This is a genomic window from Terrilactibacillus tamarindi, assembly GCF_009718825.1.
GTDB lineage: Bacteria > Bacillota > Bacilli > Bacillales > Sporolactobacillaceae > Terrilactibacillus > Terrilactibacillus tamarindi.
In genome coordinates this window covers 170,704-194,558 of sequence record NZ_WNHB01000003.1, presented here as the reverse complement: position 1 = coordinate 194,558, position 23,855 = coordinate 170,704, and the positions used below count along the sequence as shown (strand labels likewise).

Here is a 23,855-nt window from a genome sequence, read left to right as displayed (position 1 = left end):
CTTAGCCGCACTATTTTTTTTACTACTATCCTTCTATTTTTAAAAAAGCAGACGTTAACCGCCGAGTTAGCTTTGGCAGTTTGTGAAAGGTGTAAGGTTTGTAGACCCGCTCCGTCCATTTATGGGCATCCATTCCATAGACGCCAAGATTAATCGAAGGAATATCCAATTTCCGAAGATGATCAAACGGTACTTGGCCTAGAGAGTCCCATTCAGGAAAGTTCTTGGTAAGGACTTCTAAACTATTTTTCAAATCGATGAGAGATAAATAACTGCTGTCAGATAAGTAAGGAAAGAAACGTTTGATCGAAAAAGTTTCCCCTGTTTCTTTTCCAAAACGTTCAGCCTCTTCGTGAATGATGTTTAAAATCTGTTTTTCACCTTCAATAAAGGTGTAGGGAACATAAGGTGGGCCAAAGAAGATGATGATACACGGCTGCATCGTTTGATCATGTTTTCTCAATTCATCCACAATATGATACGTTATGGTTCGGATGTCTTCCTTTTGATATTCCAGATGAATTTTTTCTGCTAAGGCTTTAACATTAACGCCTTGCCCTCCGAGTTTCTCGCAAAATTCTTCGTACGTGTAGACGGCCAGATCCCACGTGAGCATGCGACTCGGCAAACCATTTCGTTTAAGAAACGCCTCGTATTGCGCTTCGTAGTATTTTTTGGTCATATCTCGAACGTTATATGCGATGGTCTTTAATTGATTCATAATGTCTTCCGGCGGTCGTTCGTAGATCATGTAATTAAAGTAGATGAAGCTGGTGATCGGGGTTTGAACGTTATAATGATCTTTGATTTCACGATTTAGGAGTGTACAAGGCGGAAGAATCATCTCTCCCTCTAAGTTTTCAGCGAGGGACATATTGTTATTGATTTGACGGTTGAGCTCAGATGTAACGAAGGTGGGATCGAGCCCTTTTAATGTCTCGCCGACATGCGTTTCTCTTCCATAGACGTAAAAACTGGGCAAACATTTCCCAACAGCGCCTGTATAAATATACCGAGCTGGATCTCCTGGATAAAAAGCAGACGTGTAATCATTGTTAATCGCAGCCACATAATCGAGAGAGAGGGTCTCTTTTATCCGAAGAAGCTCCTCTGTTGCGGCAATAATCCCGCCGTGAGAGGTCTCTTCAATAGGGTTAACCATGAGTAAAATATTCCCTATTAATCTATCTGGATGCTCTGAATAATAGAGGAGATTGCTTAGATGAACCGCCAGCCCGCTTTTCATATCTAAAGCCCCGCGGCCAAACATCCAATCACCAGATAAAGCCTGCTCGCGAATGGTATCGTCCCCCGTGTATGTTTTAAAATAGTCCAATAACGCGGCAGGATCAAAAGCATGTTCTTCAAGTTTGCCAAAATCCTTGACCCCAACGGTATCCATGTGCGAATGAAAAATAACGGTCTGTTTTGTTTGCTTAGGTCCGCGAACTAAAGCAAACACATTTTTTCTATTGAGCGGATCATTTGGTATTTGATGAAGCCAGACTTGTGTTGGGTGATGAGTAAAGTAAGGAAACTGTTTGATTAAAGCAGCGATTTTATCTGCAATCTCGGCTTCATTCGGTGTACCGTTCACACTCGGCATATTCACAAGCCATGTGGTTAACTTCTCGATACGCTCTTCCTCTGTTAAATCCTTTGATAACAGATCCACACATTATCGCTCCTTTCCCATAGCCTATATCTCATTATGTATATTCGATTGCGGGCTATTTATACTAAAAAGGGGGACAAGACTGTTAAACAAACGTTTGATTAAGGGGGTTTTTGTGTAGATGGTGAAAAAGTTAATTATTTATCACCATTTTACGCTCCTTCTTGCGATTTATAGTGTGAGAAGGATTAGGAGTTGTGTTGGGATTGTGCTCTTTTTAATACCTTGTTGGTTTCCAGTTTTGTTTGGGTGAAAATTTTTTATTTTTTTCTAACCATTTCTCACTGGTCCCTACGACTTATAGTGTAGAGAGGTCGTGGGATGTTTGAGAAAATCTTGTTCGAGTTTAAGACCTTGTGATTACCGGATTTTATTTGGTGGTTAAAAATTTTTATAAATTTTATTTTTTTCTAACCATTTTACGCTCCTTCTTGCGATTTATAATATGAGAGAGTTATTGAGAGACTGAATTTTGCGAGGAATTTTGTGACATACAGTAAAAAAGACGCTTGGTAAGCCATAATGTTGACTTACTTTCGCGTCTTTTACTCTTGATCGATCCAATTATAATGTAACGTTTTGACGGCTCCTTGATGGTCTAACACAAGGCGCACCATTTTTTCTTTAAGTTGTTTCCCTTGGGCGTTGTCATCTAACTTGAAGTTGGTCTTTTTATCATACGTAATTTGGCCTTTTGGAACTTCAACGGTAATTCGACTGTCGTCTTCATATAAGAGACGACCAATTATGCAAGTGTCCCCTTTTTTTCGTTGTTCATAAGTTCCATTGAGATCTGCTAGCGTAATCGGAGCCGGTGTAAGTACCTTGATGTCTTGCTTGGTGCCTCCGATCACTGCGACAACTTTATATCCATTTAGCTTTTTACGAAAACCATTTAATTCATATTTAAATGACGGTGATTTTTTAATAGCGATGTGTTGATTGTCGACATCCAATAAAACAACATGTTTGGTTTCCTTAACATAGTCTCCTGTAATATGAAAATCTAGCTTAGATGTTGGACTCGCAATCGATTGATCTAGTGAAAAAGTTCTCAGATCCTCGACATGATATTTTTTTAAATAGGTTTGTTCAGTATTCACTTTCTCCTCTGTTTGTGGATTTGCTTTTGCATGTCCACCTTTAAATAAAGGTTGTATGGTACCTTGATTTGAAGAAATTAACCAAACTACAATCCCAAGAGTAAAAATTAAACCAACACCAATAGCGGGGATACCCCAACGTTTTTTTTCAACGCGCGGTTCGTTCATTCATTCGCAACTCCTCTATCCAGCATGATGTTGTAGTCAAAAACAATCGACAATCTTTAAAATTAACGTTCCCAAAAAATATGATCTTCATACTTAGATCATTCGAATAGATATTTAAAAATTGCTTGTCTTATTTAAGATATGTGATGTTTTAGATAATGATGTTGCGATGATTGTGAAATTAAGAGGCATAAATCGTAACTAAGCGGTAAATATTAGATTTAGTATTGGTTGTTTGTTTAATTGAAGAAGTTGTGTAATGAATTAGCTGGGTTGGCATGACATCAAAGCATGATTGCCCAACTTCCGGGCTGGATTAAGCGACTCCAACTCATAATTGAGGCACTTCAATATGTTATTGAGGCACTCCCAAACTTATTTGAGGCACTCCCAAACTTAATTGAGCTACTTTCAATCTTAATTGAGCTACTTTCAATCTTAATTGAGCTACTTTCAATCTTAATTGAGCCGCCTCAACCATAATTGAGCCACTTTAGCCATAAATGAGCTACTTCCAAACTTAATTGAGCAACTCCAATTCGTTATTGAGCCACTTCCAAACTTAATTGAGCTACTTCAAACGTTATTGAGCCACCTCTGCCATAATTGAGCCACTTCTAGACATAATTGAGCTACTTCAATGTGTTATTGCGCCACTTCCAAGCTTAATTGAGCCACTCCAACACATAATTGAGCTACTTATAAACAATGAAAAAAACTGCCGAAATGTCACGGCAGTTTGGTAGTACATTTTATTAAGTATTAGCTATTAGCACCTTCGTCATTTGTGCTTTGGTCTGTTTCAGATCCACTTTTTTTGTCTTGTTTAGTATCAGATTTGCCGTCTTTCTTTTGGCTAGGTTTTTGTTCTGGTTTTTGTTTTTTTGGTGTTTCTGTTGTTTCTTTAGCGCCAGCGTTTGTTGCTTCTGTAGATGGTTTTTTTACATTATTAAGTGCTGATAGACCTTTTGAAAAATATTTTTCTGGGTTTACAGCCATGTTATTTTTGCGAATTTCAAAGTGTAGGTGTGTACCTGCTGCACGGTTGAAGTCTTCTGTTCCCGCTTTACCAAGTTTTTCACCTTGAGCGACTTGTTGTCCTTTTTTCACATCTAAGGTTTGTAAACTATTATAAATGGTTTCAATACCTTTGCCGTGATTGATCGTTACAATGTAGCCAAGTAAGGCATCTTTTTCAGCTTTTGTAACTTTACCAGACATCGCTGCTGTTACCGTAAATGATTTATTGTCTTTTGTGCCAATGTTAACCCCTTTATTTTGCACAAAAGAATGATCATAGTTTACGAGAGCAGCTTCTTGATCCTCAGTAGATCCGTTAACATCATAGAATGGTTGAATAACACCCACAGCTTTTTTGTCAGTTACTGGCCAATTGAATACCTCTGTTGTTCCGTTAACTGGTGCAGAGTCCTTGTCACCGAATACGACATCATTTTTGTTACTTTGTAGTGATTGTTTGTCTGAGCGATCTGCTTGTACCCAAAGAACGCCGATCATGAGAATTGCTGCAACACCTAAATAGATAGAAGGTAAAAACCAACGCTTTTTTAAGAGAGCTCGCAAGTTTGATTTATTTTGGGATTCCTCGCTGAGTTTTCTCTTATCGTTATTATTATTGTCTGTCATTTCCATCACCTCTGCAATCATTGTGATCAGATTGCAAGTAATCTATACCTTGTTAAACAAAAAAACTGTTATTTTTTTTCGACAAATCTAGCAAAAGTTGTTATTTCAACAACAAAAGGGTTAGTTTACGCACTTTTTTGTGGAATATGCATATATGGTAAAATTTCTACTTTTCCATAATATGTGCTTTGTGTTTTAATAGAGGTAGGTATATCAGAAGGTAAGCTATCAATCTGACAAAAATTTTTTGGGGGCTAACAAGATGGAGACATCACAAGCATATTTATCAAAATTTTTAGAACTGCACAACGACGAATGGATTGCCTTTAGACGTGACTTGCATGCACATCCAGAACTTAGTGAACAAGAAAAAGAAACTTCCGAAAAAGTGGCCCAAGCCCTAACCAAACTTGGCATCCCTTTTAAGAAAAATATAGGTGGATACGGCATCATCGCTGAAATAACAGGATCGGAACCTGGACCTACCATAGCTCTACGTGCCGATATGGACGCTCTTCCAATTAAAGAAGAAACCAACCTCCCCTTCAAATCTGTCAATGATGGCGTCATGCATGCTTGTGGTCATGATATTCATACCACCATACTACTTGCCACTGCTCAAACATTATCCGAACACACCTCACAATTCAAAGGTACCGTCAGATTTATTTTTCAACCAGCCGAAGAAGTTAACGTCGGTGCTATAGCGATGATAAAAGAAGGCGTACTTGATAACGTTCAAGAAATCTATGGCTTACACAATGCACCTACCCTTCCAGTGGGTTCAATTGGGATCAAACCAGGTCCATTAATGGGCTCTGTTGACCGTATAGAACTTACGATCGAAGGAAAAGGCGGACATGGGGCTGCACCTGAAGCTTCTATTGACCCAATAGTTGCAGGTTCTTCTATCGTTATGGGGATCCAAACAGCCATCAGCCGAGAAATCTCTCCTATTGAACCCGCTGTCATCACGATTGGTTCTTTCCACGCTGGCCTTGCCAATAATATCATTCCATCTGAAGCCAAACTGACAGGCACAATTCGTACATTTTCTCCAAAAGTACAAGAACAAATCAAACAAATTTTACCACGTATCATTGAACAACAAGCTCTATCTTATCGTTGTACCGCTCATTTCAACTATATTGATCAATCTCCAGCCGTCATTAACTCAGAACGTCAAACCGACTATGTTAAAAAAGCAGCTGAAAAATGCCTTGGTGCTGACCATGTTACTCTATGTGAGCCAACGACGATAGGTGAAGACTTCGCGAATTACTTAAAAGATGTTCCAGGTGCCTTCTTCTGGCTTGGATCTGGACCCGAAACGAACGCTGAAAAAAGCTTTGGATTACACCATCCTAAATGCAGTCCAAGTGAAGGAGCCATTAAAGTTGGCGTTGATGTTTTGAGTCATTTGATCTTTGATCGGTTGGGGTAAATATGTTGTCTCAGAGAGGAACGAATGAATCGTCCTCTTTGAGGTTATAAAATTCTTTTTTTGATGTGGATATCTTATAGATTCAAAACCCTCTTTGTAAAAAATGCCTGTGCATAACCCCTCTTTTATCCTCAAATTGTGTGTATCTTTTCCTGAATTGTGGATTACTTTTCTGAAAAAAGTATAAAATTCAATAAATTGATTGTGGATAAATAGATTTTTTGTGTATTTTGTGAATAACTTCTTCGGAGTGGATGAATTGATCGATGACTTGGTTTCGGTTAGAATTTATCCCGAGTATAACGGCGAGTTTTGATTCCCACTTCAAAAACAAACATTCCTAGATGGGGGATAACTGCCCACATGAGTCTGATTGGTTTAGTTTTCCCAGTGGGTGATGGGAAAACCCCCATTGATTAAAGTATCACTTTTTCCACTGAATAAGCTTATCTTCCCTATCATCCATTTGTTTACCTGCCTCCTACCTATTATGAAAAAGTGACCAAAAATAGTCTTGTATTTTTGTTCAATTCGCTAATTGTCAAACTATTTAAATTTATATATACTATTAAATAATTCAAAAAAGATACAGGAGGCATTTGATGGCAGACATTCTATTGAAAAACATTGGTAAAAGGTACAAAAATAGTGACACTCTTTCTGTGAGTAACTTTAATTTGGACATTAAGCATAAAGAATTTATTGTCTTTGTAGGCCCCTCAGGTTGCGGTAAGTCTACTACACTACGAATGATTGCTGGTCTAGAAGAAATAACGGATGGGGAATTATTTATTGACAACAAACTTATGAATGATGTGGCTCCTAAAAATCGGGACATTGCCATGGTTTTTCAAAACTACGCCCTTTATCCACATATGACCGTCTATGATAATATGGCTTTTGGATTAAAAATTAAAAAAACACCCAAGGCAGAGATTGATGCTAGAGTAAAAGAAGCTGCCAAGATCCTTGGACTGGAAGATTACCTAAAACGTAAGCCAAAAGCATTATCCGGTGGTCAACGTCAGCGGGTGGCTTTGGGACGAGCCATGGTTCGTAATCCCAAAGTATTCCTCATGGATGAGCCTCTTTCTAACTTGGATGCCAAACTCAGACTACAAATGCGTGCTGAAATTTCGAAGCTGCACCGCCGTTTAGACACGACGACGATTTATGTCACACATGATCAAACAGAGGCTATGACAATGGCTTCACGGATTGTCATTATGAAAGACGGTGTTATTCAGCAAATTGGTACCCCTAAAGAAGTGTATAATCATCCTGTTAATGTTTTCGTTGCCGGTTTCATCGGTTCGCCTGCTATGAATTTCATACCTGTGACATGCTCTGACACCGAGCTAAGAATTGGAAATATTTCTTTCCCATTACCAAAAGACAAGTTGGAGGTTTTGCGCTCCAAAGGTTATATCAATAAGGAGTTTATATTAGGGATTCGACCAGAAGATATTAATCGAAATGAGCACTTAATTGAAGATACAATTGCAGGTCAATTTGATGCCTCAATTGATGTTTCAGAATTAATGGGATCAGAAAGTCTTCTTTACACCTCGATCAACGGAACAAACATTGTTGCTAAAGTCATTGATACTGATATCAAGAATGGCGATCAAATCAAACTTGCCTTTGATTTAGATAAAATTCATTTTTTTGATAAAGATACTGAGGAAGTCATTACATTGAATACAGAGGAAGCAATCGCATTATAAAAACATATAGCCCCATCCACTAGAATGGGTGGGGATTTTAGTTAATTACTCCTCTCTCATTCCAGATAACATTGACTCGACTCACACATCTCCTGTACTTTTCTTAATTTCAAACTAGTTTTGTACTACTTTGCGATGGGATTGCATCACCTCATGCTTGGATTGCACTACTTCAGGCATGGATTGCATCACTCCGCCGTTAATTGCACCACTTCAAACATTGATTGCACCACTTCGAACTTGGATTGCACCACTCTGACGTTAATTGCACCGCTTCGAACATGAATTGCACCACTCTGACGTTAATTGCACCGCTTCGAACATGAATTGCACCACTCTGACGTTAATTGCACCGCTTCGAACATGAATTGCATCACTCTGACGTTAATTGCACCGCTTCGAACATGAATTGCACCACTCCGGCCTCTAATTGCACCGCTCTAAACACGAATTACACCACTCTGATCCGATTGCACCGCTTCAAATGTGAATTGCACCACTCTGCCTTTTATTGCACCACTTCAAACTAGAGCCGCCCCTCCGTAACTCGGTGCGTACGATCTAAATTCGGGTACTTTTTCCATACTAATAGACCACAATCTCCTTGTGGTCTATTTATCACTCATTTATCTTCTAATCTTTTTGTGAATGGTTCCATGTTCTGAATTGAAGTTCCTTTATAGTAATGGCTAAGGATTTGTTTGTAGTTCGCGCCCTCTTTCGCCATGCCTTCTGCGCCGTATTGGCTCATTCCAACTCCATGGCCATAGCCTATGGTCTTAATGCTTACTTGATTGCCTTTTTTGGTCATAGAGAAGTCCGTTGATCTTAGGTTGAGTGCTTCACGAATTTCACGACCGGTGAATGTTTTATTCCCAATTTTGAAGGTTGCGATGCGTTTTCCTTCCGTTCTTTTGGTGACTTTACCGATGGGACCATCTGCACTGGGTAAAGTTATGTTTAATTTTTGTTCGACCGTACTGACTGATTGCTTTTCTGTGACTTTGTATTTTGGAGAGGCTTTATCCCATGGACTGGAAACGGACTGAAGATATGGTATATTACTGCTCCAGTAGTCCTTCGCATCCTCTGTATAGCCATTGCTTGTTGAGAAAAAAGAAGGAGTGGAGATGGGTTCTCCTTTATACATAATAATTTGGTCAGCTGTCTCTAGCACAGCCTGTCTGATTTTCTTGATTTTCCAGCTATAGTCTTTACCCCATATCTTTCGAAGTTCTTGATCATTCTTGTAGACTTGATTTTGCGTCGTATCGGTCACTTGTCCTCCATCAGGTAAGGAGGTTGAACCTAAGCCCAGAAGATGGCTGATAATATAGGTTCTTGCAGCCAAAGTTTGGGCTTTTAGCGCTTCCAAATCAAATTTGGCTGGCATTTCAGAACCTACGACTCCAACCAGATAATCATTAAACGGAACTTTTTGTGTTTTTTTGAGATTTTCTCTATAGACACTTACCGTAATATTGGGGGTTTTTACTTTACTTTTTTGTTTCTCTACATTTTGTTTACTTTTGTTCGGCATTTGATCTGCTTTCATGTCTTTGGCATGTGAAAACGGTAATACAATGACAGCTGGAATCAAGATGATGATAGCAACGAATAGTGTTAGGATGATGATGCCTTTCCTCATATATGTCCTCCCAATAAGTTGAATGTTCATCTTTATATTATGGGCGTAAACAAGCAATTAGAACGAAAAAATGGGATAAGATCACCCTATCACGAGGAGCTTTCGAAACTTATTTTTCACATTTTTATAGGTTATGTATGTATATTTAAAAACATTTTGGCATAGACTGTTGATGGGAAATGATATTCATTTGGCAAAAATATCAAATCTATCATCTTGACAAATAACTAAATATTCAAATTAGATTGTCAAAAAAAAGAAGCCAAGTATGGCTCCGTATATTATAACAAATTTAAGCAAATTTTGGTTTCATGTTTAATTTAGGCATTGAGACTTCTTGTTCAATGGCTCCTTCTTCGACGGTCACACGCTCAACGTTAGCACCAAGTGCGCGAAGTTTTCCTGCTAAGTCTACATATCCACGGTCTATATGTTTTAACTCACTTACGCGTGTGACTCCTTGAGAAATAAGACCAGCAATAACCAATGCAGCCCCGGCACGTAGGTCGGTCGCTGACACTTCTGCTCCTTGTAAATGACAAGGACCATTAATGATAGCTGAACGTCCTTCAATTTTGATATCCGCATTCATCCGTCTAAATTCTTCAACGTGCATAAAGCGATTTTCAAACACTGTTTCCGTAATAACAGAAGTGCCATGGGCTTTTAATAATAGAGCCATCATTTGAGCCTGTAAATCCGTTGGGAACCCTGGGTGTGGCATTGTTTTTACATCGACCGGTTTTAGAATATCTGGTCCTTTAACACGTAGACCATTGAATTCTTGTGTAATTCTGACACCCATTTCCTCCATTTTTGAGATGAGAGGACGTAAATGTTCCGCCCTAGCATCTTCAACGAGGACATTTCCGCCTGTTATGGCTGCTGCAACCATATAAGTACCGGCTTCGATTCGATCAGGGACAATTCTATGATGAGCAGCTTTTAATTCTTTTACACCTTGTATAGTAAGCGTTCCAGTGCCAGCTCCTTTGACTTTGGCTCCCATTGCATTTAAAAAATCGGCAAGATCTACAATTTCTGGTTCTCTGGCACAATTTTCAAGAATCGTTGTACCCTCAGCAAGTACAGCTGCCATCATAATGTTCTCTGTTGCGCCAACACTTGGCATATCGAGATAAATATTAGCTCCTTGGAGTTTGCCATTAACACTTGCCTCTATAAATCCATTACCAATATTGATTTTTGCACCCATGGCTTCGAAACCTTTGAGATGTTGATCAATCGGTCTTGAACCAATAGCACAACCGCCAGGAAGCGGAATTCTAGCCATTCCAACTCGTGCGAGCAAAGGTCCCATAACAAGAAAAGATGCACGCATTTTTCGAACATATTCAAATGGTGCTTCTGTTAATAATTCTTTTACTGCTTTTACCGTTATTATATTATTTTCATAATTCACGTCTGCGTTAAGATAACGCAAAACATTGTTAATCGTATACACATCTGCTAAAGCAGGAACGTTATAAATTTTACTTGTACCTTTATTAGCTAGCATCGAAGCCGCAATAACGGGAAGAACCGCATTTTTTGCTCCTTCTACTTTTACAGTCCCAAATAAACGCTTCCCGCCACGAACAATGATTTTCTCCAAGATATTCCCCTCCGCGTCCAATGTCATTTATCCGCTTTTCGCCTGGTTAACCAATATTGGCCTAACCATCCGCAACTCCTCTTACGGGGGAGGTAACAGACACGCCATCACATTGATGATTCTCTTCACGAAAACGAAAAATTCACTGATATATTCGCTTATTATATTTAGTATTCAGTCGTTATTATTGGTGTTCCTACTGTTATTGTTGTTTGACCATTTAATGTACGTAGTGCAACTTGTATATTCATTTTTTTCTCCCCAGTATAAATCGTGTCACGCCATGCTTTAGTATATGCAGATACAGACACAAAGGTTTTTTCATTTATTATTTCTACTGGTTGAGCTTGAAAATCATTCATTATTTTATTAGAAGTATTTAGTAGACCAGATTTTATTTTAGCATTAATTTTCGCTTTTACACAATAAAAATTTTTATACAAACCATGGAAAATTTTAACTTGTTCTTTTTTAGCTATCTTCTCTACTTTTCCCCATTTTTTTGAGTCCCATTGATCGCCCTTCAACTCATATATGATGTACGTTTGATATTTACTTTTGTGGGGGTAAGCAATAATTTTTATAGTTCCTGTGGTATGACGATCCATAGCATAGGTTCCGAGCCATTCATACTGGCCATTTTTTTTCATTTTTTTAACAAAGGTATATTTTGGCAATTTACGCAAATAGGATTCAGTAAATTGCTCTAGCTCGGAACGGCTTTTTAACGTGGTCTCCGATTGTCTAGAATATACAGACCACCCGGTCACCTTTGCCCCCTGTTTTTCCATACTTTGAGCTATTAAGGGAATCTCTTTATGAGTAGATATATTTGATTGACTTGTTTTTGCTTCAACTTGTGAATAAGCCCCTACGAAAAAAACCATAATAAAAAGTGCAATGATCCATTGATTCTTTGTTTTCATCTTGCGTTTCACCTCTCCTTAATCACATTGTTCACGATTAGGAGTAGGTTAATACATTTAACTTATCGTTAATAATCGGCAAGATTCTTCAAAAATAGACAACTTCTCTTTTTATATCTTGAAGCTAAAATTTACTGTTGATCATTGAGATTCATTCATACAATCTTCGGTTTCCGATACCATTAATTCATTAATAATAAGGAAGAACCGAGATAATCTAAGAAAAATTTAGCGACAAGGTAGCTTATAGCAAGTGAAAAAAGAACCATGAAGCATAAAGATTGTTTCCCTTTAGGCTTACGAAAAAAAAGCTCCCATTTAATTCCTTGAATAGCCCACCATGTCAAAATAAACGCTATCAGGTGGAGAACGATACTAAGTCCTGCTTGATAGCCAAAATTCATCACCTCTACACCCTTCCTGGCTCATATGTAACTGAATTGTTATATAATGATGAGGATTTTTAATACAAATGTAACATTTCGTTCTTATTTTAGCCCTTTTTTTAAAAAAGTGCTACCGTTTAAAAAAAATAAAATTTGACCATTACACATAATTACCCATAAACCTAATGAATTAATCATTCACATTAGGATAAAAAAAACCCTTACAACAGATTTTAAACCCGAAAACAATCAAAATCAATGCTTGTAATTTTATATATATTAGCTTTCATGAGATTTAAGGAGATAGACCTACCCCAATATGATTACCACTCTTTCTAACTAGGTGCAAAATACCTAACACCATTACAATCTTCTCTGGGGAATTTTTTAATAGGGGTGATTTCAGGAGCATGGGTTGGATTAGTTGTATTGTAGCATTACTGAGTTTAAATCGTTAAGTTTCTGTTTCTACCTAATGTTGTACAAATCTTTGTCGAGTTGTGTAAATCTTTGTCGAATTGTGCAAATCTATGTCGGGGTTCTTTGTTGAAGTTGTGCAATTCTATGTCGAGGTGGTGCAATTCTTTCTCTGAGTTGCTCTATCCTTTGTCATAGCGGGGCATTCTTTAACGGAGTTAGGCGATTATGAACCAAACTTGTGCTATAACACCCCCTTACTCGATGAAACTTTTAGGACCATGATATTGAATTGAGCCTGTATTAGATTAATCGAGGTACTTCGTCACTAATTGAGCCTTGTCAAGAGTAATTGAGGCACTTCGTCACTTAATTGAGCCTGTTCCAGATTAATTGAGGCGCTTCATCACTTAATTGAGCCTGTATTAGAGGAATTGAGGTACTTCGTTACTTAATTGAGCCTGTTCCAGATTAATTGAGGTACTTCGTCTCTAATTGAGCCTGGTCCAGATTAATTGAGGTACTTCGTCTCTAATTGAGCCTGGTCCAGATTAATTGAGGCGCTTCGTCACTTAATTGAGTCTGTTCCAAGTTAATTGAGGCGCTTCATCACTTAATTGAGCCTGGTCCAGATTAATTGAGGCACTTCGTTACTTAATTGAGCCTGGTCCAGATTAATTGAGGTACTTCATCACTTAATTAAGCCTGTTCCAAGTCAATTGAGGCGCTTCGTTACTTAATTGAGCCTGTTCCAGATTAATTGAGGTACTTCGTCACTAATTGAGCCTGTTCTAAATTAAATGAGGCGCTTCGTCACTTAATTGAGCCTGTTCTAAATTAAATGAGGCGCTTCGTCACTAAATGAGCCTGTTCCAAGTTAATTGAGGCGCTTCGTCACTTAATTGAGCCTGTTCCAGATTAATTGAGGCGCTTCACAACTTAATTGAGCCTGTGAACATATTAGAGAAATAATATTTGATAGAGTCTCTTTCTATCGGAGTTCAGTAATCTTTCAATTTTACTTCGAAAATTGGCCAAAAAAAGAGTACCAGTCGTTTTTAACTGGTACTCTTTCTATTAATTTACTCGATGCCGGATTTGGCAGTTTTTAGTCGGGCTTCTGCTCGTTTGAGCTCGTTTTTTGCGGTTTCGTAATCTAGCGTTCCGCTTTCGAGTTTGCCCAGCTTCCCTTCTGCCTCTGCTTTTGCTTTTTCCGCACGGGGTACATCAATATCTTCTTTCAACTCCGCAGATTCAGAAAGAATGGTGACATGTTCAGGATGAATTTGAATAAATCCACCATGAACAGCCACATATTGTGTACGATCATCGAGGTCAAGGCGAACACGATCAATTTCTAGTGGGGCAACAAGCGGCATGTGCCTAGGTAAAATACCTAACTCACCGGTGGTTGCTCTCACATTAATCATTTGAGCTTCGCCTTCAAAGATTTTTCCGTTCGGTGTTACGATTTCCGTATGCACCGTACTCATTTCGCAAAACCTCCTTTGGCAGATACATCTCTCATTACGTGAGGTTCAGTCATAACGGGCTTACGCCAATTCTTTTGCTTTTTCAACAACTGCTTCGATTGGTCCACAGTTACGGAAAGCATCTTCTGGTAGATCGTCATACTTTCCTTCAAGAATTTCCTTGAAGCCACGAACGGTGTCTTTTACAGGGACATAAGATCCTGCGATACCTGTAAATTGTTCAGCAACGTGGAAGTTTTGTGACAAGAAGAATTGAATACGACGGGCACGGTTAACCGTTTGTTTATCTTCATCAGATAATTCGTCCATCCCGAGGATAGCGATGATATCTTGCAATTCTTTATAACGTTGCAATGTTTCTTGGACTTGACGGGCCACATTGTAATGCTCTTCACCAACGATATCTGGTGATAAAGCACGTGATGTTGATGCCAATGGATCCACCGCTGGATAGATACCAATTTGCGTCAAAGCACGTTCAAGGTTGGTTGTTGCATCAAGGTGAGCAAATGTCGTTGCTGGCGCTGGGTCAGTATAGTCATCCGCTGGTACATAAACGGCTTGGATCGATGTAACAGATCCTTTTTTCGTTGAGGTAATACGCTCTTGAAGACGACCCATTTCAGTTGCGAGTGTTGGTTGATAACCAACGGCTGATGGCATACGTCCAAGAAGGGCAGATACTTCAGAACCAGCTTGTGTAAACCGGTAAATGTTATCGATAAAGAGCAGTACGTCTTGCCCTTGTTCATCACGGAAATATTCAGCCATTGTTAGACCTGACAAGGCAACACGCATACGAGCACCAGGTGGCTCGTTCATTTGTCCAAACACCATGGCTGTTTTTTTGATAACGCCAGAATCAGTCATTTCAAAGTAAAGGTCGTTACCTTCACGAGTACGTTCACCAACACCGGCAAATACCGAGATACCACCATGTTCTTGGGCGATGTTGTGAATCAATTCTTGGATAAGAACCGTTTTACCTACACCGGCACCACCGAAGAGACCGATTTTACCACCTTTAACGTATGGTGCGAGTAAGTCGATAACTTTAATCCCTGTTTCAAGTACTTCCGTTTTTGTTGTTAACTGATCAAACGATGGTGCCTCGCGGTGAATCGCATGACGAGGAACATCCTGACCAGGTTCGTCTTTTAAGTCGATCGCTTGACCAAGAACATTAAATACGCGACCGAGTGTAGCATCTCCAACTGGAACAGAGATAGGTTTACCTGTATCTATTACTTCCGTGCCACGTATAACACCATCGGTTGATGACATGGCAATGGTTCTAACCGTATCATTTCCCAAGTGAAGAGCCACTTCTAGAGTTAAACTGATACTTACTTCATTTTCGGATGTTGCATTAAATTCAATTTTAAGAGCATTGTGGATTTCAGGAAGTTGACCGCGTTCAAATCTAACGTCGATAACTGGTCCCGTTACCTGAGTGACATAACCCTTGTTCATGCCTTTTCCCTCCAATCACAAATAGTGAGAGTTTATTCTAATGCCGATGCTCCGCCAACGATCTCAGAAAGTTCCTGTGTAATCGCAGCTTGACGAGCACTGTTAAATGAAAGTGTTAATTTGTCAATGAGTTCCGTTGCGTTATCCGTTGAATTTCTCATCGCTGTCATACGTGCCGCATGTTCTGCTGCCCTTGCATCTAGTAAAGCTCCATAAATTAAACCTTCTGCATAAAGAGGTAGTAAATTCTTAAGAACCTCTTCGCTATCTGGCTCATATTCATAAGTTACTGAGTGCTCTTCGTGAGTTTCAATATCAGATAACGGTAATAGTTTCGTATCGGTCAACTGTTGATTAATTGCACTAACAAAGTGATTGTACACCATGTATAATTCATCAATTTCTTCGTACGCATATAAACCAACTGCTTCTCTAGCCAAAGACTTAACATCATCAAACTTAAAGCGTTCAGGTAAGTCTGTGGCTTGATGCGTTACATCTATATTACGGTTTTTAAAAAATTTCACTCCGACTTTACCGACAACAAAAACTTTATATTCATCGCTTGATTGATGACGTTCTTGTATGAGACCATACACATATTTTAAAACGCTGTTGTTGTATGCCCCTGCAAGTCCCATGTCAGCTGTTATGACAAGGTAGCCCGTTTTCTTTACAGGACGTGTTTGAAGCATCGGATGTTTGATACTTCCATTATTTCCTGCTGCGATACCCCCAACGACTTCACGAAGTTTATCCGTATAAGCTGTGTATGTTTTCGCATGCATTTGCGCACGATTCAATTTAGCAGCTGATACCATTTCCATCGCTTTCGTAATTTGGCGAGTTTTCTTCTTTGATCCAATACTTTCTTTTATATCACGCATTGAAGGCACTTCAATTCACCACCTTTTGAAGCGTATGGGATGAAACCATCCCATACATTATTTGCTTGTTGATGCAGCAAACGTATTTTTAAATGCTTTAATGACGCTTTGTAGTGTCTCTTCATCAGGAAGAGCACCTGTTTTACGGATTGTGTCGTAAATGGTGTTATGGTTTTGTTCAACAAACGCTAATAGTTCGGATTCAAAACGTCTAACATCTTCAAGTAAAACATCATCAATAAATCCACGTGATAATGCATAGAGACTCACCACTTGTTTTTCAACTGGGAACGGTTTATGAAGAGATTGTTTTAAGAGCTCAACCGTTTTTTGTCCACGTTCAAGACGTGCTTTTGTTGAAGGATCCAAATCAGATCCGAATTGTGAGAAAGCTTCAAGTTCACGATAAGCGGCAAGATCTAATTTCAAGGTTCCTGCTACTTTTTTCATGGCTTTAATTTGAGCAGCACCACCAACACGAGAAACTGATGTCCCCGCATCAACCGCTGGACGAACACCAGAACGGAAGAGACTGGATTCCAAGAATATTTGACCATCAGTAATCGAGATTACGTTGGTTGGAATGTAAGCTGAAATATCTCCAGCTTGCGTTTCAATAATAGGTAAGGCTGTGATTGAACCGCCACCTAATCGATCACTTAATTTTGCTGCACGTTCCAATAATCTTGAGTGAATGTAGAAAACATCCCCTGGATAAGCTTCACGGCCTGGCGGACGACGAAGAAGGAGGGAAAGTTCACGGTATGCTGCGGCTTGTTTTGATAAATCATCATAAATAATAAGCACGTGTTTCCCGTTGTACATAAATTCTTCACCCATTGATACTCCAGCATAAGGTGCCAAGTATAACAATGGTGCTGGATCTGAAGCACTTGCTGAGACGACAATGGTTCTATCGAGAACACCAAATTCACGAAGTGTTTCAACCACTCCGGCAACTGTTGATGCTTTCTGACCGATGGCTACATAAATACTGATTACGTCTTGATCTTTTTGATTGATAATCGTATCAATCGCGACGGCTGTTTTCCCTGTTTGACGGTCGCCGATAATTAATTCCCGTTGTCCACGACCAATTGGAATCATGGCATCAATCGATTTAATCCCTGTTTGCATGGGTTCCGTAACAGATTTACGTTCCATTACCCCAGGTGCTCGATTTTCGAGTGGTCGTGATTTTGTCGTATTAAGCGGTCCTTTTCCATCCAAAGGTTGGCCAAGTGGATTAACAACACGGCCAAGAAGTTCTTCCCCTACAGGAACTTCCATGATCCGACCTGTACGTTTTACTTCGTCCCCTTCGTGGATTCCTGTGAAAGGTCCAAGAATGATAATACCTACATTATTTTCTTCAAGGTTTTGTGCAAGTCCTATGACCCCATTTGAAAATTCAACAAGCTCACCTGACATGACGCTATCTAAACCGTGGACACGAGCAATTCCGTCACCAATTTCAATGACAGTACCGACCTCGCTGACTTGAACTTTAGATTGATAATTTTCAATCTGTTGTTTAATTAACGAGCTAATTTCTTCTGCCTTAATGCTCACGAAATGTTCACCCCTATCTACCTACTTTAATCTCCTGCCTAAATCTAGCCAGTTTTCCTGAAATCGTTCCATCGTACAATTTATCACCCACACGTAAGAGCAATCCTCCGATTAGAGAGTCATCGACTTTAGTATGCATACGTAATTTTTTGTTTACCGCTTTACTAAGTTTTTTAGAAAGAGCGCTCTGTCCTTTTTCATCAAGCGGTTTCGCCGTTGTCACTGTAACATCTAAGATGTCGCGCTCTTTGTCTGCTAAAACTTGGTAAGATGCCAAAATATCTAACACGATATTTTCACGGTCTCGATCAATTAATACATACAAAAGGTTAACAATTTCTTGACTAATCGCATCATTAAAAATGGATGCTACTAACGCTTTTTTATCGTCACGATCAATTTGTGGATGGTTAAGAACTTTATTAAGCTCATCGTTTTCTACAATAGTGGTATTAACTAATATTAAATCTTTTTCAAACGTATCGACTTCCCCGCGTTCTTTTGCTACTTCAAAGAGTGCACTCGCATAACGTTTGCTGACGACTTCACTCATAACCGTTCTCCTACTTCTTTAAGAACTTGGTTCATTTCTTTGTCGTATTGTTTGGCATCAATTTCTTTTTCAAGAATTTTTGTAGCAAGAAGAACAGAAAGATCAGCTACTTCATCACGAAGTGACGCTATGGCTAGGTCTTTTTCACGGGTTATTTCCACGCGGGCTTCAGCAACTAATCGATCAGCACGGTCTTTTGCAGCACTTATAATGCTATCGGCTTCAGATTCACCTTGTTTTTTCGCCCGTTCAATAATGCTATGTGCTTCTTGACGAACTTTATCCAATTCAGATTTTTGTTCAGCAAGAAACGCTTCTGCTTCTTTTCGACTCGTTTCGGCACTGTTAATTTGTTCATTAATAAAATTCTGTCTTTTTCTCATCATTTCAACTACCGGTTTTGTACCGATTTTTCCTATGATGATCATTAGGATAATGAAGACGACTAATTGAAACAGAATTGTTCCTAAATGAAATTCAAGCATGCTTTGCCACTCCTTTCATTGTGCTTTTACAAAAAAGCAACAGTTGGTCAATAAGGCATTTTAGTAGTGTCAAAACCAATATCTTGTTCGAGATAACAAAGGATGACTTACTACTTAAAATAAGTTGATACTATTTCACTTATTAACAAAGAAAGCGGGGTTGGTATCCGCTTTCTACTGGTCTTTTATTATCCAACGATACCAAACAATACAAGAATACCAAAGGCAATTGCAATGATTGGTAATGCTTCAACAAGACCTACTGCGATCATAGCTTGACCAAAGAGTTTACCTTGAGCTTCAGGTTGACGTGCGATACCTTCGAGATATTTACTAAAAAGTAATGCGTTACCGATCCCAGCTGCGATAGCTGCAAATGCGATCATAATTCCACCAGCAAGAATAGTCATAATAAAATTTCCTCCTTAAATGTACTTAAAATGTACTTAAATAATGTTTTTGATTAATGGTCACTTGCAATTTGTTGCGAAATGTAAACGATAGCAAGCACTGTAAAAATATAGGCTTGAATACATCCAACAAAGATTGAAAAGCCTAGCCAAGCAAAAAGTGGTAAGGCAGTTAAATACGGTGCACCACTTACTAAGATGGTAATCAAAACTTCACCTGCAAATATATTTGCCCATAACCGCGCTGCATGTGTGGTTGGTTTCGCTAATTCGTCAATGATGTGTAGTGGAAACATTGGCCAATACGGTTTAAAGTAATGAGCAACATAACCGCGCGGATTTTTTCGAATACCTGCAAAATGGGCATACAGGGAAATAGCAAATGCGAGTGCCACAGTGACATTAATATCTGAAGTCGGTGATTTGAACCAGCTCACTTCAGCATCACCAGTTAAACCAAAGGCTGGGACCGCTCCATGCGAGTTGATCATGACAATAACACCTAACATGTTGGCAACTAAAATAAATAAAAATGTCGTGATGGCAAAGCTTAAATATTTTGCTGCTTGCTTATCCTCCAACATCATATTTGTAATGCCGCGGATAAAATCAACAATCATTTCCATTATATTTTGTTTACCGGTTGGTCTCATAGTAAGTTTTCTTGTTAAGAAAAACACGAGTATGATCACAAGGAGTGCTGCAATAGTTGTCCCAATCATCACTGTCAAGTCAAACGTCATTCCTAGGAATGTCAGTTTTGGAGTTATTTCCAAAATTTATCCCCCCTTTCAAGTGATTGACGTTCACGTCTTCCATAATAAATATTGATTAAAACTAATAAAACGTAACCTATAGGTAATGAAAAAACAAAGACCCGAAAATCAAACCAAGTTGGGTAACGATAGATCAACAGTACTCCAAAAGCAACGGCCAAATATCGAGTGAAAGAATTCAACCCTCTGCGTTTACGGGACCCTTTAAGAACCTCCTTACTGGCTATCTGAGTTCTTAAAATGATTTGGAGAATGTTGTAAAAACTAATGCTCATCCCTAATGCAAAACCAGCAAGTAGAGACTTAATAGGCAACGCAATCCATAATAGACTTGTAAAAAGTAATAAACAGACATAAATAACAAGCATTACACGATAAGACCATGCCAACTCGTTGTCCATATGGCTCAGTCCTTTGTCATTGTTATTAATGAAAAAACAGCACTTACAAGGCCTAGTAGCAAACCACCGATTAAACAAACCGCCAGCCAGACGTGATTTGTACTGAAATGCGCATCTAAACGTTTGCCAAGCCATGCCCCACTCAAAATAAACGCGAAAATTTCAAAGCCAATTGTACTTGCGACACCTACCATTCGCCAAGGATCTGTCTGTTTTTGTTTCATGACATCATCCTTTTCAATTCGTCTATACTTCAGTGAAAATGTTAAAAGAAATTGGAGATTAGTGAGGAGAAAGTGTATCAAGATCCAATTTACTACATATCAACATCTTTCCCGAATACATCAGTAATTCAAACCTAGCTTTTAAGCTTAAAGATATGAATGTAGAAAACTCTATCTAATTTCATCCATCCAATTAATTCTCACTATTTTCCACCGAAAATATCAACTAATTTCAATTTTACGAAAGCGCTATCTTTCTGTCAACACAAACTAATCGACTTTAATTTTACGCCATGTTTATTTTATAAGTGGTTAGCTAATTTAAAGATATATCATAGCTACAATTAAATTTTAACCATTTTTGATCAAAATGGAAGTGGTCAAAACTGACGAATATGTGACAGTGATTGACCAAAAAACCCTTGTATTAAAGCGTTTTCTTCATTGCTATACCAAGAATGAAAGGGGTTAATTTTCCCCCTCTTTACTCGATATTTTTTTCATAAAATATGACGGTAATTGACATGATTATACAATTGTTAGAAATCACTTTTGAAGAAAGAACTTCTATTATTATGATCCAACATGTCTAGGTTCGATTACTTGGTACCAAATAAACGGTCACCTGCATCGCCTAAACCAGGCACTATGTAACCTTTTTCATTTAATTTCTCATCTAATGCTGCAAGGTAGATGTCGACGTCATCATGGTCTTGCTGGATTCGTTTGACTCCCTCAGGTGCACCAATGAGGCACATTAACTTAATGTTGATCGCCCCACGATCTTTCAATGACTGAATCGCAGCTGATGCCGATCCACCAGTAGCCAGCATGGGATCAACCACAATAAGTTCACGCTCATGAATATCACTTGGTAATTTGACATAATATTCGACAGGTTCAAGTGTCTTAGGATCTCTATACAGACCGACATGTCCTACTTTAGCCGCTGGAATCAGATTGAGAACACCATCCATCATGCCAAGGCCGGCACGGAGAATCGGTATAATGCCTAACTTTTTCCCTGCAAGACGATAGGCTTTAGCTGTCGTCACGGGTGTTTCAACATCAATTTCTTCTAATGGTAAATCCCGTGTAATTTCAAATGCCATTAATGTTCCTACTTCGTCAACCAGTTCACGAAAAGCTTTCGTGCCTGTCCGATAATCTCGTATCATCGTTAATTTGTGTTGAATCAATGGATGATCTAATACTTTTAGTTCTCCCATGTATGATTCCCCCTATCAATAGTCTCTCGACAAATTTTACATAAAAAAACCAATGAATTCAACCTCAGTCAGATTTACATTCAACGAGTTTCTTTTATATTCTTGTCCTATTATAATGGAAACTTTGCTAGAGGGCGACAGCAATTTGAAAAATTTAGCGTGATCATGATTTGACCACGCCAAGTTATCAACCTATCATTCCTAAATTAAACGATTGATTCTACTTACCATCAATGTGATTAGCATCCCGTAGTGATAAACATCTGAACCCTTATAGTGATGGGTACATTGGATATTTTTCAGTTAATAGTTTCACTCGATCTCTTGATTTTCCAAGAACGGCTTCATCTTCAGGATTTCTAAGTGTTTCTGCGATGATATCCGCAACTTCGACCAAGTCTTCTTCCTTGAATCCACGTGTGGTAACAGCTGCTGTTCCCATACGAACTCCACTTGTGACAAATGGGCTTGCTGGATCATAAGGAATGGTATTTTTGTTTGTTGTAATGCCGATTTCGTCTAGAGCATGCTCAGCGGCTTTTCCTGTAAGGCCAAGGTTACGAACATCGACAAGAACAAGATGATTATCCGTTCCACCTGAAATTAACGTTAATCCTTTTGCTTCGAGTGCTTCTGCAAAGGCTTTGGCGTTAGAGACGATTTGTTTCGCATAGTCTTTAAAAGAAGGTTCGAGAGCTTCACCAAGTGCCACAGCTTTTGCCGCGACAATATGCATTAATGGACCACCTTGAATGCCAGGGAAGATGGATTTATCGATTTTTTTCGCATATTTTTCTTTACACAAAATCATGCCACCACGAGGTCCGCGAAGTGTTTTGTGTGTTGTTGTTGTAACAAAATCACAGTAAGGGACTGGATTTTGATGAAGTCCTGCTGCGACAAGTCCAGCAATGTGGGCCATATCAACCATGAGATAGGCGCCAACTTCATCCGCAATTTCTCTAAATCGTTTAAAGTCGATCTCTCTTGGGTAAGCACTTGCCCCTGCCACAATCAGTTTTGGTTTATTGGCTAACGCTTTTTCTCTAACATCATCGTAATCAATGCGATGGGTGGTTTCGTCTACACCATATTCAATAAAATTATATAGAACCCCACTAAAGTTAACAGGACTACCATGAGTTAAGTGGCCACCATGAGATAGGTTCATACCTAAAACAGTGTCGCCTGCTTCAAGGATGCTAAAATAAACACCCATGTTAGCTTGTGCACCAGAGTGTGGTTGGACGTTAACATGTTCAGCACCGAACAACTTCTTAGCTCTTTCGCGGGCTAAATCTTCGACAATATCCACATATTCACAACCGCCGTAGTAGCGGTGAGCAGGATAACCTTCAGCATATTTATTTGTTAATACGGATCCAGCAGCATTCAATACTGCCTCACTTACAAAATTTTCTGAAGCAATTAATTCAATCTTGTCTCTTTGTCGTCCAAGTTCTTTCTGTATTGCTTCAAAAACTTCACGATCTTGTGTTTCTAAGGCCTTCATGAAAATGAGCAGCTCCTCTCAATTTGTCGATTCATCATCATATTATCACATTTTCGACACAAAAAAAAATTGATCTTAAAAAA

At 38.9% G+C, this 23,855-nt stretch carries 22 protein-coding genes; 2 read left to right on the top strand and 20 right to left on the bottom strand.

Translation table 11 applies throughout. From position 1 onward, the window contains the following. Positions 1-25: 25 nt before the first annotated feature. From GMB86_RS03155 to GMB86_RS03145, 4 genes are all read right to left on the bottom strand, one after another. A complete protein-coding gene (locus tag GMB86_RS03155; RefSeq protein ID WP_329602731.1) occupies positions 26-1,675 on the bottom strand; it encodes a M20/M25/M40 family metallo-hydrolase in 1,650 nt (549 codons plus the stop codon). 545 nt (positions 1,676-2,220) lie between these two features. Next, complete coding sequence (locus tag GMB86_RS03150) at positions 2,221-2,946, bottom strand: hypothetical protein (RefSeq protein WP_141189661.1); 726 nt, start codon at positions 2,944-2,946, stop codon at positions 2,221-2,223. Positions 2,947-3,301: 355 nt separating this feature from the next. Next, positions 3,302-3,427, bottom strand: a complete 126-nt coding sequence (locus tag GMB86_RS15905; protein WP_268987282.1) for a hypothetical protein — start codon at positions 3,425-3,427, stop codon at positions 3,302-3,304. A gap of 281 nt (positions 3,428-3,708) precedes the next feature. Then, positions 3,709-4,593 carry a M23 family metallopeptidase gene (locus GMB86_RS03145; RefSeq protein ID WP_181406357.1) on the bottom strand — a complete coding sequence of 295 codons (885 nt, stop codon included), beginning with the start codon at positions 4,591-4,593 and terminating at the stop codon, positions 3,709-3,711. Between the two features lie 262 nt (positions 4,594-4,855). Here GMB86_RS03145 and GMB86_RS03140 point away from each other — a divergent pair, with 262 nt between their 5' ends. Together GMB86_RS03140 and GMB86_RS03135 are read left to right on the top strand one after the other, a co-directional pair. Beyond that, complete coding sequence (locus tag GMB86_RS03140; protein WP_155216730.1) at positions 4,856-6,037, top strand: M20 metallopeptidase family protein; 1,182 nt, start codon at positions 4,856-4,858, stop codon at positions 6,035-6,037. A 602-nt stretch (positions 6,038-6,639) separates the two neighbouring features. Beyond that, positions 6,640-7,764 carry an ABC transporter ATP-binding protein gene (locus tag GMB86_RS03135; protein WP_155216728.1) on the top strand — a complete coding sequence of 375 codons (1,125 nt, stop codon included), beginning with the start codon at positions 6,640-6,642 and terminating at the stop codon, positions 7,762-7,764. A gap of 622 nt (positions 7,765-8,386) precedes the next feature. On the opposite strand, the gene spoIID is transcribed toward GMB86_RS03135, so the two are convergent. The 16 genes from spoIID to GMB86_RS03055 all read right to left on the bottom strand — a co-directional run bounded on the left by spoIID (position 8,387) and on the right by GMB86_RS03055 (position 23,772). Next, a complete protein-coding gene (spoIID, locus tag GMB86_RS03130; protein WP_155216726.1) occupies positions 8,387-9,412 on the bottom strand; it encodes a stage II sporulation protein D in 1,026 nt (341 codons plus the stop codon). Positions 9,413-9,704: 292 nt separating this feature from the next. Beyond that, positions 9,705-11,027 carry a UDP-N-acetylglucosamine 1-carboxyvinyltransferase gene (murA, locus tag GMB86_RS03125; protein WP_155216724.1) on the bottom strand — a complete coding sequence of 441 codons (1,323 nt, stop codon included), beginning with the start codon at positions 11,025-11,027 and terminating at the stop codon, positions 9,705-9,707. Between the two features lie 167 nt (positions 11,028-11,194). After that, positions 11,195-11,953 (bottom strand): YwmB family TATA-box binding protein, encoded by a 759-nt coding sequence (locus GMB86_RS03120; RefSeq protein WP_155216722.1) that lies wholly within the window; start codon positions 11,951-11,953, stop codon positions 11,195-11,197. Between the two features lie 182 nt (positions 11,954-12,135). After that, positions 12,136-12,357: a DUF1146 family protein gene (locus GMB86_RS03115; protein ID WP_155216720.1), complete on the bottom strand. Its 222-nt coding sequence runs from the start codon at positions 12,355-12,357 to the stop codon at positions 12,136-12,138. A gap of 1,481 nt (positions 12,358-13,838) precedes the next feature. Beyond that, complete coding sequence (locus GMB86_RS03110) at positions 13,839-14,249, bottom strand: F0F1 ATP synthase subunit epsilon (RefSeq protein WP_155216718.1); 411 nt, start codon at positions 14,247-14,249, stop codon at positions 13,839-13,841. 60 nt (positions 14,250-14,309) lie between these two features. Next, on the bottom strand, positions 14,310-15,722 hold the full coding sequence (gene atpD, locus GMB86_RS03105; RefSeq protein WP_155216716.1) for a F0F1 ATP synthase subunit beta: 1,413 nt from the start codon (positions 15,720-15,722) through the stop codon (positions 14,310-14,312). Positions 15,723-15,754: 32 nt separating this feature from the next. Next, positions 15,755-16,618: an ATP synthase F1 subunit gamma gene (gene atpG / locus GMB86_RS03100; protein ID WP_329602730.1), complete on the bottom strand. Its 864-nt coding sequence runs from the start codon at positions 16,616-16,618 to the stop codon at positions 15,755-15,757. Positions 16,619-16,666: 48 nt separating this feature from the next. Next, the gene (gene atpA, locus GMB86_RS03095; RefSeq protein ID WP_329602729.1) at positions 16,667-18,181 is read right to left on the bottom strand and encodes a F0F1 ATP synthase subunit alpha; all 1,515 of its coding nucleotides are present in this window, start codon (positions 18,179-18,181) and stop codon (positions 16,667-16,669) included. A 13-nt stretch (positions 18,182-18,194) separates the two neighbouring features. Further along, positions 18,195-18,734: a F0F1 ATP synthase subunit delta gene (locus GMB86_RS03090; protein ID WP_155216714.1), complete on the bottom strand. Its 540-nt coding sequence runs from the start codon at positions 18,732-18,734 to the stop codon at positions 18,195-18,197. Then, entirely contained in the window at positions 18,731-19,219 is a 489-nt protein-coding gene (atpF, locus tag GMB86_RS03085) for a F0F1 ATP synthase subunit B (protein WP_155216712.1), read from the bottom strand. Before atpF ends, GMB86_RS03090 begins: the two co-directional genes overlap by 4 nt. A gap of 188 nt (positions 19,220-19,407) precedes the next feature. After that, positions 19,408-19,629, bottom strand: coding sequence for a F0F1 ATP synthase subunit C (atpE, locus tag GMB86_RS03080; RefSeq protein ID WP_155216711.1), 222 nt, complete (start codon positions 19,627-19,629; stop codon positions 19,408-19,410). 53 nt (positions 19,630-19,682) lie between these two features. After that, positions 19,683-20,405: a F0F1 ATP synthase subunit A gene (gene atpB / locus GMB86_RS03075; RefSeq protein WP_155216709.1), complete on the bottom strand. Its 723-nt coding sequence runs from the start codon at positions 20,403-20,405 to the stop codon at positions 19,683-19,685. After that, positions 20,396-20,794: an ATP synthase subunit I gene (locus GMB86_RS03070; RefSeq protein ID WP_230458972.1), complete on the bottom strand. Its 399-nt coding sequence runs from the start codon at positions 20,792-20,794 to the stop codon at positions 20,396-20,398. The genes atpB and GMB86_RS03070 overlap by 10 nt, the downstream gene beginning before the upstream one ends. Before the next feature lie 17 nt (positions 20,795-20,811). Continuing rightward, positions 20,812-21,111, bottom strand: a complete 300-nt coding sequence (locus GMB86_RS03065) for an AtpZ/AtpI family protein (protein WP_196220114.1) — start codon at positions 21,109-21,111, stop codon at positions 20,812-20,814. A 518-nt stretch (positions 21,112-21,629) separates the two neighbouring features. Beyond that, positions 21,630-22,259, bottom strand: coding sequence for a uracil phosphoribosyltransferase (upp, locus tag GMB86_RS03060; RefSeq protein ID WP_155216703.1), 630 nt, complete (start codon positions 22,257-22,259; stop codon positions 21,630-21,632). A gap of 271 nt (positions 22,260-22,530) precedes the next feature. Beyond that, on the bottom strand, positions 22,531-23,772 hold the full coding sequence (locus GMB86_RS03055; RefSeq protein WP_155216701.1) for a serine hydroxymethyltransferase: 1,242 nt from the start codon (positions 23,770-23,772) through the stop codon (positions 22,531-22,533). Positions 23,773-23,855: the final 83 nt, after the last annotated feature.

Coding starts and splice junctions, on each gene's coding strand:
- GMB86_RS03150 (WP_141189661.1), bottom strand. CDS start 2,946: ATGAACGAACCGCGCGTTGAAAAAAAACGTTGGGGTATCCCCGCTATT.
- GMB86_RS15905 (WP_268987282.1), bottom strand. CDS start 3,427: ATGGTTGAGGCGGCTCAATTAAGATTGAAAGTAGCTCAATTAAGATTG.
- GMB86_RS03145 (WP_181406357.1), bottom strand. CDS start 4,593: ATGACAGACAATAATAATAACGATAAGAGAAAACTCAGCGAGGAATCC.
- GMB86_RS03140 (WP_155216730.1), top strand. CDS start 4,856: ATGGAGACATCACAAGCATATTTATCAAAATTTTTAGAACTGCACAAC.
- GMB86_RS03135 (WP_155216728.1), top strand. CDS start 6,640: ATGGCAGACATTCTATTGAAAAACATTGGTAAAAGGTACAAAAATAGT.
- spoIID (WP_155216726.1), bottom strand. CDS start 9,412: ATGAGGAAAGGCATCATCATCCTAACACTATTCGTTGCTATCATCATC.
- GMB86_RS03120 (WP_155216722.1), bottom strand. CDS start 11,953: ATGAAAACAAAGAATCAATGGATCATTGCACTTTTTATTATGGTTTTT.
- GMB86_RS03115 (WP_155216720.1), bottom strand. CDS start 12,357: ATGAATTTTGGCTATCAAGCAGGACTTAGTATCGTTCTCCACCTGATA.
- GMB86_RS03110 (WP_155216718.1), bottom strand. CDS start 14,249: ATGAGTACGGTGCATACGGAAATCGTAACACCGAACGGAAAAATCTTT.
- atpD (WP_155216716.1), bottom strand. CDS start 15,722: ATGAACAAGGGTTATGTCACTCAGGTAACGGGACCAGTTATCGACGTT.
- GMB86_RS03090 (WP_155216714.1), bottom strand. CDS start 18,734: ATGAGTGAAGTCGTCAGCAAACGTTATGCGAGTGCACTCTTTGAAGTA.
- atpF (WP_155216712.1), bottom strand. CDS start 19,219: ATGCTTGAATTTCATTTAGGAACAATTCTGTTTCAATTAGTCGTCTTC.
- atpE (WP_155216711.1), bottom strand. CDS start 19,629: ATGACTATTCTTGCTGGTGGAATTATGATCGCATTTGCAGCTATCGCA.
- upp (WP_155216703.1), bottom strand. CDS start 22,259: ATGGGAGAACTAAAAGTATTAGATCATCCATTGATTCAACACAAATTA.
- GMB86_RS03055 (WP_155216701.1), bottom strand. CDS start 23,772: ATGAAGGCCTTAGAAACACAAGATCGTGAAGTTTTTGAAGCAATACAG.